Raw genomic sequence first — 12,727 nt, forward strand, 5'->3', positions numbered from 1 at the left:
TCAGTTCTCCCCCGTAAGTTCAGCAAGCCGTGCCATGATCGACCGGAAGGCCTTGATGTTGGCCGGCATCTTCGGTGCTTCGGCCCCGGTCTCCTGCGCTGCGATCAGCCGCAGGGTGAAGTCCTTCCTGCTCGACCGGATCAGGTCGCCCGCCTCCCCAAAGGTCAGGGCGCCGGTCTTGCAGGCCTCGGCGCACGCCGGGATCGTCCCGGCCCGCTGCCGCTCGATGCAGTTGTCGCACTTCGCGTTCACCTCGCGGTCCGTGTCCAGCTGGTGGACCGGGTTGAAGCGGATGATGCCGAACGGGCAGGCCATGGCGCAGACCGCACAGCCGATGCACCGCTCGTACCGCACAAGCACGGATGCCGTGGCATCATCCCGCACCAGCGCCTCGGTCGGGCAGACCTGCATGCACGGCGCCGGGTCGCAGTGCCGGCACCGGTTGGGAAAGGTCAGGTAATGCATCCCCGTCTCCACATACACCCTCGGCTGCGACCGTTTCTCTTCCGCAACCGCAGCGAAGAGCTCTTTTTTCTCCGCGTGCTCGATCGCACACGCGACCTCACAGTGCCTGCACCCGATGCAGAGTTCAGGCGTTACAAAAACAGTTTTCATGCACTTGTGCCTCCTCATCCCGGGGCTTGCGGGCCGGGAACCGCTCGCTTCAACATGTTGGATAAAAGGCTGATTGCGTAGTGGAAGTATATACGACTTTTTATGCTGCACCTGCATTGGCTTTCAGCAGACTGACCTGGGGGAACCCCTCAGGGAGGATGATGACGATGTGCAGCTGGGTGAGGCGCCTGAACGCCGGCCGGGGCCTCCCTTTGTAATCCCCGGAACCAAACCATGCGTGCCGGTGCGATCAGGGTGCGATTATGGCCGAAATAGCGGGGGCTCACATCGGAGAGATGAATTTCATGCCGGAAAAACGGGGTTTTTGCGTTCCCTGACACCGGGTTAAACTGACTTCACGTATGATGGGGCTGTCAGGGACTGCGGGAAAAATGAAAAAGGAAGTTTTTTCTTCGCGGTCTGCAACCGGGACTTATGACGGATCTCGATCCTTTTTTCCATAAAATAAATTCCTGGTCCTTCACGAGGCACCGGGTCTGGAACCGGTGCCAGCGCCAGTATTATTTTGAATACATTGCCCCGTACGTCAAATCCAGTCCGGTCGTGGATCCCGAAAGGATCCGGTACCTCAAGAACTTCACGTCAAAATTTGTCGTGCAGGGCCAGCTCATTCACGATATCATCGACCAGCAGATCCAGTTGCATTGCGAGAACAAGCCAATGGATCCGGCCACGGCAATGAGCGAGTTCTCAAAGAAAGTTTTGCGGTACAAAAATATCGGCGGCGAAACATTCGCCGAGTACCACAATGGCGAGACGATCCCCTCATCGTTTTATGCATACATTGATGAGAACGGGAAGACCTGCCTCCAGACATTCTTCGGGAAATGGCCGGACTACAAGGGCCGGGAATGCCTCAGGCACGAGACGTTCGATCATTTCAAAATCGGGGATGTCGGCGTCATCGTCAAGGTGGATTTTATCGGGAAGATGCCGGACGGCACGCTCCTCCTCTCGGACTGGAAGACCGGGCGGGACGATGATGAATACGAGTCGGAACTCCAGATGGCAGCGTATGTGCTCTGGGCAATGCAGTATTACCGGAAAAGTTGTGACGACATCCGCACCGAACTGGTATTTCTGAAGACCGGTGCGACAAAACCCTATTCCTTTTTCTGGGAGCAGTTATCCGAGATCCAGGAGATGATCCCCCGGGAGTTTGGGGAGATGAATGCGAGTTACGAGTACGGGGATTTCCCGGCAAAGCCTTCGCAGCGGGAGTGCCTGAGCTGCAAATTTGCGGAGGTTTGTCCGGATAACAGGATACAAAAAAACTGACCGCGGGTTTTTTCTGGTTTGATTCAATAAAAAACCTGAATGTTTTTAGATTTTCACGCGAACCGGATCTTTTATTTTTGAGAAATCGCGATCAAATGTTGCAAGTCCCGAAATTGCATGGTCCCTGCAGGTCGCGACAATCAGTGCGTCATTAGGAAGTAGCACGTACATCCGGGCTATCTCTTCGATACGCTGAAGATTTGACGAGTCCTTCACGATAACAAGACCGGAGAAGAATTCATTCAGGTGGCGGATATATTCATCCGCAAAGCCGTAGCCTTCACTGCGGATGTGCTCCTTGAGTCGGGTGGTGCTGGTAATGCCGAATTGATCTTCTGCTATCAGCCGGATCCCGACAAAGAATGCTTCTACATACACGGACATGCTCGCTGCACAGGTGCCGGAGAATGACGAGGAAAATCCCGGGCTCTGTCGGTTGTATCGGTTTCAATGATCAGCGGGGGGATAAAAGAGGTATCTGGGAAGAGGTCCATGACTCATCCCTGAGAGCGCTGATGCGTTCCGATGCAGGTTTCTTCTTTAACTGTATGGGTTCAAAGGGGAGTATCTTCTCGATGGTCACCCGGATGCGTTCCCCTTCCTTGAGCTGGACCTTGCCTACCGGTTTGAGAACATTATTCTCGTAGATGCATTCGATTGCCTTGCCCATTTTTCACCCCGCGTGTACTGGGATATAGGCCGGGGATTATTATAGGGTTTGTGTACGGCCGGGTACCGGCAAGGCAAAGCAGCGGTCCGGCCGTCAATCACAGGCCAGCCCCGGTCACCCGGGGGATCTTCCTTACCAACGGTCACCTTACGCACGACCACCTGAAAAAGGAGAGATCAGACCGATGATGCGGCATCGCAGTTCCCGGCCGGAAATCCTGCCACAACTTTTCGTGCCCAGAAACAGGCGACAATGGGATCAACAATGTTGGCTACCAGGTACACCATCATAACCATAGTGAAGGTTGGCGTAAGGATTCCTGTCTGGACAAGAATAAAGAACGGAAGTATGATCCCGACGTTGGAGATCATACCGACATAGAAGATGTACCGTGTCTGGCCGGTACCGTTAAAGATACTGCGGAGAATGATTCCGATCCCATAACCGAGCATGCCGATGATGAGCCAGGAGTATGTAACAACAGAGAAGGCTGCAATTTCTGGATTCGGGTTTAATAAGAGCGACACGTAGTGCCACCAGAAGATCCCGGTTACTACAACCGCAAGTACCAAAACGATCACTACCAGAAAGGAGGTCTTCACAATGTTCAGGAGATCGCCGTACCGTCTCTCGCTGAAGCAATTTCCGACAAAGATACTGGTTCCCCTTCCAATGGCAAAGATAGGCATGAGAAGTATCCAGAAGATCCACGTGGCAATACCGAATCCGCTGTACTCGTTCGTCCCGAGCCCGTTTAAGATAATTAAGATCCAGACCACTCCGATCATACGGATCGCACATTCAAGGCCGCTCCAGCCCCCGATCCCGAGGATTGGGATAACTTCCTGACGCCATGACGTGGTGAGGAAGGACCGGATAGTGGTTTTCAGAAGAGGGAAAAGATAGGCAGCAGCAATTACCGTAAGTACTATCTGCGTAATGAGATACGCGATCACTACTCCCGAAACACCCATCTGCAGGGAGACCGGCGTATTGGAGATCAGGAACAGATCGAGAAGAATATTCAAGATAATGGAGATTGCGATAAGAATGAACGCCTCCTTTCCTTTCTGCAGGGATTTGATTGTGATGAGGATGGTATAGGAAATAATGTAAAAGGGGATTGTGATCGATCTCAACACAAGGTATTCCATAGTCGGGTTCACGAGTGATTCTGGAGTCCCGATCATTCCGATCAGCTCCTGGGTAAAAATGATAATTATTGCCATCAGGAAGAGTGTGAGTGCAGCCTGGAGGATCAGTGCGGCTTTGAGGATCTCAATAACTTTTTTATGGTTGTGATAGTGCTGGGCAGTGAGCGCAAGGACCCCTACCGGGATAAAATCCTCGAGGGCATTGATTGCCAGCGCAATGAATTCATATTGTTCGGTGATTGCAAACGCATCATTACTGATGCGCCCGATCCAGAAGAGATTTATCAGCGTGTACACGTAGGGGATGAGATATCCGAGTGCGTAAAACCCCATGAAATGCCAGGGGTAATATTGGGTCATTATTTGCCAGTGATTCCTGATGCGAGGGAAAAAATCCAAACGATCGCCGCCAATGGATAGAGGTTATTATTATACACATGCCCGGTAGAAAACCTTCACGATAAAATATTGTAAGGATCTCTGCATGGTACCGACACTCATTTTGTCAGCGATTCCCTTCATCTGAATGATGAATCTTCGCGCTTTGAACCTATGAGCGTTCTTTTCATGACAGAGATTTTTTTTGTGGTGGTGCCGTGGACAGATGAAGTCTCTCATCAGGGGAATAAAAAAACGTTCAGGATTTTTCCAAACGTGAACCGTAAGGCATTTGTCGGTAGAGTCACTATATTGCTGAAAATCAGCAGCCACAGTATCCAAAGAGATCATCTCACTTTTCACAACATTTTGTGTACACTATCTTAAAGGACTCAAATAAAATGAAGGCGTTATGCACGTATTCAAAGAAAAACCTGTTACATAATCTGAATGTCATAAAGGCAGAATTGAAAAATGCCCATCCTGCAGACACTCACAAAGTCAAAATAATGGCAATTATTAAATCCAATGCATATGGGCACGGGTGCATTCCGGTCTCAAAAATTCTCGACAAAGAAGTGGATGCTTTTGGGATAATCTTAATAGAAGATGCGCTGAAATTACGCGCCGAAGGAATCTCAAAGCCAATTGTATTACTTGAAGGAGTATTTAACCGCAGAGAATTGGAGATTGCCGCAGAATATGGATTTCATGTTGTCTTTCATGATGATGATCATATTGATTGGTTATATGAGAATCCGTTACCACGTAAACTTCATGCGTGGTTGAAAATTGATACCGGAATGGGGCGTCTGGGATTTTCGCCAGAAAACGCCGATGAGGCAATGCGGAAATTAAAGAATAATTCCAGTATCTATGAACGCAGCATTCGAATTATGTCACATTTTGCATGTGCTGATAATCCTGAGCATTCATTGAATAACGTGCAAATAAAAGAATTTCGCAAATTTATAAAAAAATACGATGACTGTGAAAAGTGTTTTTGCAATTCCGCTGCAATTTTTGCCTTTCCCAAAATGCATTATGACTGGGTCCGCCCCGGAATTGCACTTTATGGGGGCAATCCATTCCCTGTAAATTCGACCTCTCCCCTGGCATCCGCTCTTGAAAATAAACTTAAATCAAAATTAAAGCCGGTCATGACATTTAAAACAAAATTGTATAAAATTAAGGAAAAGACAACAGATGGGCAAAATGCGGGGGGATATGGTGCAGGATCATTATGTTCAAAAGGCATGAGGGTTGGAATTGTACCGGTTGGTTACAGTCATGGATATCCTCGTTCAACACAAAATGGCAGAGTTGTGCGGATAAATAATACCAATTGCCGGATGATATCCCCGGTTATGATGGATATGATGCTTGTCGATCTCAGTGACTGTCCGGACGCTCAGGTAGATAATGATATTATTTTATGGGGAGATGGTCTTCCCATCGAAGATGTTGCTGGTGACAGTGGTCGCATTTCCTATGATCTCCTTTGTGGAGTGGGCGTTGATCACCACAGCAAAATAGTTTATTCATGGGACGATACAAGGAGTAAATTGACTCGCAACAGGTCACAAGCAACTAAAGAAACATATCTGATAAAACCAGACATCTAAAACCCCGTCAAAAGAAAAAACGTTAAGGGATGCCTATTATTTGATCGATTTCATATCGTGAAATAACGGACGGCACACATTAATTTTTTCGCCGGTTTTCCTATCGGTCTTCACCGCATTTTTTAAGTCATAAAAAATTCTCTCGATTATTTTTGTAATTTCATCATTATATGTAACGATCGTCTGATATTCACTGATATTTTTCCCGGGATGCTATTTGGGGTTGGGGGTTTGGTGGGGGATTGGCAGGAGCCAGTTGATTGCGGGAGGGGGGGTTTTAAAAAAATGTTCAGGTGGATTTATGAAACGGGTTGTAAATTGCAAGACCCGGCACCTGATCAAAATCACGCTCGTTCCGGGTTACAAGAGTGGCATCGAGTGACAAGGCCGATGCTGCGATAACTGCATCGGGAAGCGAAATATTTACCATTGTGCGAAGTTCGATCGTTTTTTCTGCAAGGGTATCGGCGAGTGGCAGACACCGGGCACAATCGAGAAGACTCCGGGCGTTGGCAAGTCCTTCGGGAGTATGGTCTTTCCAGCCAAGGAGCTCGATCCGGGTGATGATCGAGATGTTAAAAGATTTCTGAAGGATCCGGTCGATTACCGGTCTCTCTTCATCAGGAATTGCCCCGGCGAGATAATAGATGAGAATATTGGTATCGATAAGGTACGAGGTCATCCGCGGTTCCACTCACTCCGGAGGGCTCGTGCTACTTCATTGGGATTTTTAATCCTGTCACGGTATATCCCGTAATACTCCTGCGGGTTGCAGGGTGCAGTTTTGGAGTTCTGCATCTGAAGTGTCCGCTCCCAGAGTTCTACGGGAATTATGACGCTTTTTTTGTTGCCGCCGGCGTCATACACGTACTGGATTTCATTCATTATACCATCATTATTCCCGCAAGAGAATATAGTTTTCCCGGGAAGGGTGGCCGGTACTGGTATGGGGGGAGGACGGGTGCATACTTGTAAGGGCAGCCAACTCCGGCAATTGTATGTCAGTTGGGACTGCCCCGCAAATTCAGCCATGATTTTCCGTGGTAAATCTCAAGCACTTCCACCAGTTCTATCTTATTTTTCCAAGGGGATTGCGATGGAGACGTTCCTGAAGATATAATTGGCTACACCGTGTGTAGCGGATTTAACTGGTTGCATTACCGGCTCCTGAAACGGACAGAAAATTTCCGGCCCGTGCCGAAAACGTGGACGGTCACAACCCATCATAATCAACAAAACGTGTCGGGTTATAACCCTCACAACCAAACCTTCATGGAAGGGTATCACCCCCTCACCAGCCCATCCGGGCCCCCTACGGCCCCGGATGTACCACTTTTCCGGATCCAGAGGGAATAATGCTCGTAAATGAGGGAATAAATCCCACATTTTTCTCAGTTTTACGTCGGCAGATCCGAGGTCATATGTAGCCGAGTTACAGCGGCCGAAACGGAAGGGTTACGGGTCCCAGGAGGTTTTGATACGTGATCCGGGGAATGAGGGGGCGCTATGGCTGGAATAGAATTGGGTCGGATTTTTACGACGTAAGACTGAGTATCATTATTCCGATGATCATTCAGGGGGTTCAATTCAATATAGTTCTCCCGGTAAGAAATCCTTATCACCCGTTCTATCAAAATGCCTTTGTAGGCCAACAACCATTATGGTACAGGGGCATCTTATGGGAACCGAAGCAGTATCCCTCAATACCATTCTTGAAAATGTCGATAAGCTCGATATCGAAGACCAGCAGTACATCCAGGAGATCCTCCACCGCAGGCTCATCGACGCAAAACGCACCGCCATTGTCAGTGGGGCAAAACGGGCAAAGACAAACGTGCAGAAACAATCGGTCCGAAGCGGGACTGCAAAGGATCTTCTGGCGGATCTGAATGGTTGAACTCGTTTGGGATGAACGATTCAAAAAGATCTACACGAAGTGGATCCGCCAGCATCCGGATCTGAAGGCACAGTTTGCCAGAAAAATTGTCCAGTTTGAAGAAGATCCGTTTCATCCGGCACTGAAAACCCATTCCCTGAGCGGGGTCTTAAAAGGGCTCTGGTCGTTCAGGATTACCTATGAGCATCGCCTTGTTTTTGATTTTGTTGATGAAGGCCGGACAACCGTTGTCCTGATCGATATCGGATCGCACGAAGAAGTCTATTAGATCGTATCTTTACGCAGGCACCATCGAAGAGTTCTTTTGGATTCTTCTTTTCCGTCAGGCCCACCCGCTCCCGCAAAAACATGGGGGCCATCCCCCGCACAAAACAATGCAGCCGAGAGGCACCCCCACTACCGAAGCGGAGAGGCGGCCCGGTTTTTTATGGCAGATTCCCGCTGAACATTTTCAAACGGTTGCAGCACCGGTTTATGTTCACGGCGTCCGAGCGAGATCATGGGAATGCGGGGAGAGTCCGGGGGGATGATGAAACGGATCCGGCTTTTCCGGTTTTTCGGTATCGTGGAGCGACCAGGCCGGCCGGGCAACCAAGGGCTATTTTTCTACCGGGTCTGTGGCGGAGTATCTCAGGAGGCCGGTGGTTTCGGTGTCGAGGAAGAGGAGCATTACCATTTTTTAGGGAGATTTGGAGTTGGTGGTTGGGGAGAGTGATCGATCACAACAAGTGCCGTGGGATATCCGATAAAAAAATGTTTCACTTTCACTCTCCTCATGGCTCCCTGTTAAGAGGACTCGATCAAGACCAGAGGTACGGAACTATTGGTGAGCAGGATAAACGATGTCTGATACAAACCGGAAAAGAAATCTGCCGCAAACGCGTGAGAGTTCAGAGCCCGTGCCAAAATTGATCCCGGAAGAGTTACTTACCGACCTGCGACATCTCATCACCGATACGCGTTCTGCGGTTGCAGTTACCATCAATGCCGGGCTGACATTGCTCTATTGGCGGATCGGTGAGCGAATCCACCGGGAAATTCTCGGCAGGGAACGTGCGGAATACGGCGAACAGATTGTGCACGCACTGAGTGCACAATTACGACTTGAATATGGAGAGGGGTTTGGCAAACGCAACCTTTTCAATATGATTCGATTTGCCGAAGTTTTTCCTGATGAACACGGGGTAAGATCCCTGGTTTCCACGCTCAGCTGGACACACATCCGGCTGATTATCTATATTGATGATCCGCTGAAACGTGATTTTTATGCAGAGATGAGCCGGATCGAACGATGGAGCACACGGACGCTGCAACAGAAGATTGATTCAATGCTTTTTGAGAGGACGGCCCTATCGAAAAAGCCGGAACTTCTGGCACAGCAGGAACTCTCTCTACTCCGCACGGAGGATCGGATGACGCCGGATCTGGTCTTTCGCGATCCCTATATTCTCGATTTTCTCCGGCTTCGGGATACATATAGTGAAGATGATCTCGAATCTGCTATTCTTAAGGAGATGGAGCAGTTCCTTCTTGAACTCGGCGCCGGGTTTAGTTTTGTCGCACGGCAATACCGCATGGTGATCGGCAACGAGGACTTTTATCTTGACCTGCTCTTTTTCCACCGGAAACTTCACCGGCTTATCGCAATAGAATTAAAGATTGGTCATTTCAAGGCGGCATATAAGGGACAGATGGAATTGTATCTCCGGTGGCTTGAAGAGCACGAGAAAGAATCGTGCGAGGAACAACCACTGGGGTTGATTCTTTGTGCTGGTGCAGACCAGGAACAGATCCGCCTTCTGCAGCTCGATAAATCAGGGATTCATGTCTCTGAGTATCTTACCGATCTCCCGCCCCGCGAAGTGCTTGAGCAGAAACTTAAAGATGCTATGCAGGCTGCACGGGAACGGCTGGCGGCGCAGGGTGCGAAGTTATGAAAGTCCGGCCGTAATCCCATCAGGCCCCCACCCACCCCCGCTGAACATTTTCAAACGGTTGCATCACCGGGTTATGTTCACGGCGCCCGCCCGGGCGTGATCCCGGGAATGCGAGGCAGGGGAGATGTTGGAAATGAAATGCTCCATTACGTCAGAAAATCAGTGATTTGGAATGCTAATATGGGGTAAAACACTATATACACTACTATCAATTCGGGGAAAAGACGGAGAGTTAAATGCTGCGATACGAGTTAAATCGTTGGGCTCAAAGGTTTGATTTAATCTTTTTTCTGAGTATAGGTGGGGATAATTAGTTGCTAAAATAAATTCAAGAAATTGTCGCGGAGTCGGAACTGCATTCACTGATATCCTTGTATTCGGAAATAAACTATAATGCATATGGCATAAGTGATGAAGCGGTCGACAATATTCATGTGGAGAATAATCTATTCTGATCCAAGCAATTAGTGGATCTTCGTAGAGATCTTCCTGATAGTTGATGTCTTTATCCAATGTATGTGTGGAATTGGTTTCGACATTATAAACATCAGAAAATTGTAATTCGAGAAATGTATCATAGGAAATACCACCGGTATTGAAATATGCTAAATTTGCAGAACATAAACTGTTATTGTAATCATTAAATTCATAATACAATTGAAAAACAGAACCATCTTCAATTATTTGAAAGGAATATTGACCCGTTTTTACAATTTCAATCAGATCAGATCGCCGAATATCAAATATTCGATCTCTTCGAAGATAATTATTCCATGAAATCTTATGAGTATCGTCATCTCTTTTATCTCTTCGATTAATAAAAATATTCGGCCAATCTAATATTGTTGTTTTTAAAGATTGGTAGGTCTCACTTAGATTCACGTTTTCCAGTCACCTCCTCAATCTTCTTGATGACACTTTCAAATAGATCAGGATCTTGTTCTGAAAGAGCAATTAGAGCATTTAAATCCACATTTGTTAACCCTGTAAGATTATCTCTTGCTTTCCGAATATCCCGTTTTCTTCGTGCAATTTCTGCATCTAAATCTCGAATTTTTTCCATATCTGGAAAAATAAAATTAAATTTTGGTTGATCTGAAAGAATTTTATCAATTTCACTTTTTGCTTTTTTCATTCCAGGTCCAATACCAGAAATTCGAACCCAAGCTTTAGATCTTGTAATGGCGGTAAAAGCTCGATTTCGGTTTTGTAAAGATTCTACATAATCATAGAGAACATCAAAACTGAACACATAGACAATATATGATTCGTTCCCTTTTGCTCGCAATACCGTCGATAATGTAACCCGACCATCTTCAGCAAATGCTGAACTATCATCAACCAAACCGGGAATTGCTGATTGAAGACCTAATGAGTATAACCTCTCTTGAATCGGAGGTAAGTACTTCTTCATATTGAGAGGATCTAAACAAATGACGATAATGTGCTCAGGTAATACTTTCTCAACAGTAATATCATTATAAATCGATCGAGCAATCCAATCAAATTCTTTATCACGATCCTCAAAAATTTGAGAGGTAATAATTTCTTGAGATCCTTTATAGACATCATTTATTGGATTCGGACTATTTTCTTTTGGTCGGAAAATTGTGAGTTTGCTATCTTTAACCAAATCGCCATGTTCAATTTTATATCCAAATGCTTCCCACGACTCTTTCTTACTAAGCATTTGAACAGGTCCATCAGGACTGTATAACCCTAGACCAATCGCATGTGCCAACATTAAGACAGGTTGGGTGCACCTATAGGAGCGATGAAGGATGAAATCTTTTTCAATTCCACCGGGATACGCTTCGCCTTCGAGAGTTACATTTGGTTTTCCATCCTTATCGACACCAAATAATTCTTCTGGCGAAGGAATTTTCTCTCCAAATAGACTCTGAAGTTCATCATAAACCCAATAAATATTATGAGGAGTGGGTGTCAGATTGAAAAGGAGTTGGAAAAACTCAGAAGGGAAATCCTGAGCTTCATCAACCATGATATAATCATACATCGGATCAATTTCTTTCGATAATATATGCTTACAACATGACACAAAAGGAGATTTCCAATTTAATCGTTTAGCTTCAAAAAAGGGAAGGGAAGGGACACCGAGATACCTACATGTATCATAGTATACACCTGATCTGCGTGGTCCACCCCATGCGTGACGGATGTGTAAATAATCCCAATCGGGGTCCGAATCACTGTGAAACCTGTAAAATTTTGTTATTAATGTTCGGATCTGATTATACAAACTTTGAGTATTAAATGTGAAAAGAATACGCTTCTCAGGAAATCTTTGATGAATCTGAGCAGCTTTCATTGCCAATAAAACTGTTTTCCCCGTTCCTGCCATGCCACGAATTCTTTGAGGTCCGGGTGCGATTTGAAGTGCAGCCTTCTCTTGTTCATCATCCAATAAGGCAATGTATGAATCTATTGATTTTATTGCTTCTCCAAGTGTACTTGCAGGTTTTGGTTTAAGGCCACCACCTTTTGTTAAAGGATTAATTCCTTGAATAATTGATCGAGTTAATCGCCATTCAACATCGGTTAATCGAGGGGAAATCTCTTTTAAAAAAGTATTAATATCACTATCTTTCCATATAACGAGGGTATCGTTTAAAGTATTTGGAAATTTACTTTCAAATTCTTTTTTGGTAATCGACGGAAGCGCAAGAATACAATAAGGTTCTAATCTTTTTCTTAAATCACGATCAGCACCGAATTTGGATTTGAGTAGGAAAACAAAATCCCCAGCCTCTTGAATGGGAGAATCAATTTCTTCATTATTGACAATCCAAAATTTTTCATTAAGATTTTTTATCTCATCGATTTGATAGGGAAGACATCGGATTACAACTGGTTGATGAGATTGTGTAAGTAACGTAAAGTCGGGGACAACACCAGATCGAGTTTTTAAAATGGGATGCATATAATAGCAAACACCGTTTAATTCAGGAAACGCGGTGGATATCTTCAACCAAATATGCTGTGAAGCCACATCACTTCCATACTTTGGGAGTGTAACAACTAACTCAATCATTTTTCCAACCCGATTTAGCCAGTATTAATTACTAAATGATGCATGGTATGAAAAAGCCTATCATTTTTTCTTGTTGGTCATTATGATTTGATTGATTCAT

Annotated in this window: 13 protein-coding genes; 5 read left to right on the forward strand and 8 right to left on the reverse strand. The window is 46.1% G+C overall.

Annotated features, from left to right (window positions below; all coding sequences use genetic code 11):
* Positions 1 to 615 (reverse strand): 4Fe-4S dicluster domain-containing protein, encoded by a 615-nt coding sequence (locus LUQ43_RS05455; protein ID WP_299964823.1) that lies wholly within the window; start codon positions 613 to 615, stop codon positions 1 to 3.
* Positions 616 to 1,050: 435 nt separating this feature from the next.
* On the opposite strand from LUQ43_RS05455, the gene LUQ43_RS05460 reads away from it, so the two are divergent.
* Positions 1,051 to 1,914 (forward strand): PD-(D/E)XK nuclease family protein, encoded by an 864-nt coding sequence (locus LUQ43_RS05460; RefSeq protein WP_299964826.1) that lies wholly within the window; start codon positions 1,051 to 1,053, stop codon positions 1,912 to 1,914.
* A gap of 45 nt (positions 1,915 to 1,959) precedes the next feature.
* On the opposite strand, the gene LUQ43_RS05465 is transcribed toward LUQ43_RS05460, so the two are convergent.
* From LUQ43_RS05465 to LUQ43_RS05475, 3 genes are all read right to left on the reverse strand, one after another.
* Complete coding sequence (locus LUQ43_RS05465) at positions 1,960 to 2,298, reverse strand: PIN domain-containing protein (RefSeq protein WP_299964829.1); 339 nt, start codon at positions 2,296 to 2,298, stop codon at positions 1,960 to 1,962.
* Between the two features lie 70 nt (positions 2,299 to 2,368).
* On the reverse strand, positions 2,369 to 2,584 hold the full coding sequence (locus tag LUQ43_RS05470) for an antitoxin family protein (protein WP_299964831.1): 216 nt from the start codon (positions 2,582 to 2,584) through the stop codon (positions 2,369 to 2,371).
* A 176-nt stretch (positions 2,585 to 2,760) separates the two neighbouring features.
* Positions 2,761 to 4,098, reverse strand: coding sequence for an MATE family efflux transporter (locus LUQ43_RS05475; RefSeq protein WP_299964833.1), 1,338 nt, complete (start codon positions 4,096 to 4,098; stop codon positions 2,761 to 2,763).
* Positions 4,099 to 4,517: 419 nt separating this feature from the next.
* Between LUQ43_RS05475 and alr the strand changes: the two genes are divergently transcribed.
* Complete coding sequence (gene alr / locus LUQ43_RS05480; RefSeq protein WP_299964836.1) at positions 4,518 to 5,741, forward strand: alanine racemase; 1,224 nt, start codon at positions 4,518 to 4,520, stop codon at positions 5,739 to 5,741.
* Between the two features lie 289 nt (positions 5,742 to 6,030).
* On the opposite strand, the gene LUQ43_RS05485 is transcribed toward alr, so the two are convergent.
* A complete protein-coding gene (locus tag LUQ43_RS05485) occupies positions 6,031 to 6,423 on the reverse strand; it encodes a type II toxin-antitoxin system VapC family toxin (protein ID WP_299964838.1) in 393 nt (130 codons plus the stop codon).
* Positions 6,420 to 6,626, reverse strand: coding sequence for a hypothetical protein (locus LUQ43_RS05490; RefSeq protein WP_299964840.1), 207 nt, complete (start codon positions 6,624 to 6,626; stop codon positions 6,420 to 6,422). The genes LUQ43_RS05485 and LUQ43_RS05490 overlap by 4 nt, the downstream gene beginning before the upstream one ends.
* 793 nt (positions 6,627 to 7,419) lie before the next feature.
* On the opposite strand from LUQ43_RS05490, the gene LUQ43_RS05495 reads away from it, so the two are divergent.
* The 3 genes from LUQ43_RS05495 (at position 7,420) to LUQ43_RS05505 (ending at position 9,575) form a co-directional block, all read left to right on the forward strand.
* A complete protein-coding gene (locus LUQ43_RS05495) occupies positions 7,420 to 7,638 on the forward strand; it encodes a hypothetical protein (protein ID WP_299964842.1) in 219 nt (72 codons plus the stop codon).
* Positions 7,631 to 7,906: a type II toxin-antitoxin system mRNA interferase toxin, RelE/StbE family gene (locus tag LUQ43_RS05500; protein WP_299964844.1), complete on the forward strand. Its 276-nt coding sequence runs from the start codon at positions 7,631 to 7,633 to the stop codon at positions 7,904 to 7,906. The genes LUQ43_RS05495 and LUQ43_RS05500 overlap by 8 nt, the downstream gene beginning before the upstream one ends.
* A gap of 631 nt (positions 7,907 to 8,537) precedes the next feature.
* Positions 8,538 to 9,575 (forward strand): PDDEXK nuclease domain-containing protein, encoded by a 1,038-nt coding sequence (locus LUQ43_RS05505; protein WP_299964845.1) that lies wholly within the window; start codon positions 8,538 to 8,540, stop codon positions 9,573 to 9,575.
* Positions 9,576 to 9,734: 159 nt separating this feature from the next.
* On the opposite strand, the gene LUQ43_RS05510 is transcribed toward LUQ43_RS05505, so the two are convergent.
* Positions 9,735 to 10,457 carry a DUF2290 domain-containing protein gene (locus tag LUQ43_RS05510; RefSeq protein ID WP_299964847.1) on the reverse strand — a complete coding sequence of 241 codons (723 nt, stop codon included), beginning with the start codon at positions 10,455 to 10,457 and terminating at the stop codon, positions 9,735 to 9,737.
* On the reverse strand, positions 10,444 to 12,627 hold the full coding sequence (locus LUQ43_RS05515; RefSeq protein WP_299964849.1) for an ATP-binding domain-containing protein: 2,184 nt from the start codon (positions 12,625 to 12,627) through the stop codon (positions 10,444 to 10,446). Before LUQ43_RS05515 ends, LUQ43_RS05510 begins: the two co-directional genes overlap by 14 nt.
* Between the last annotated feature and the right edge of the window lie 100 nt (positions 12,628 to 12,727).

The sequence above is a fragment of the Methanoregula sp. genome, from assembly GCF_028679125.1.
Lineage (GTDB): Archaea > Halobacteriota > Methanomicrobia > Methanomicrobiales > Methanospirillaceae > Methanoregula.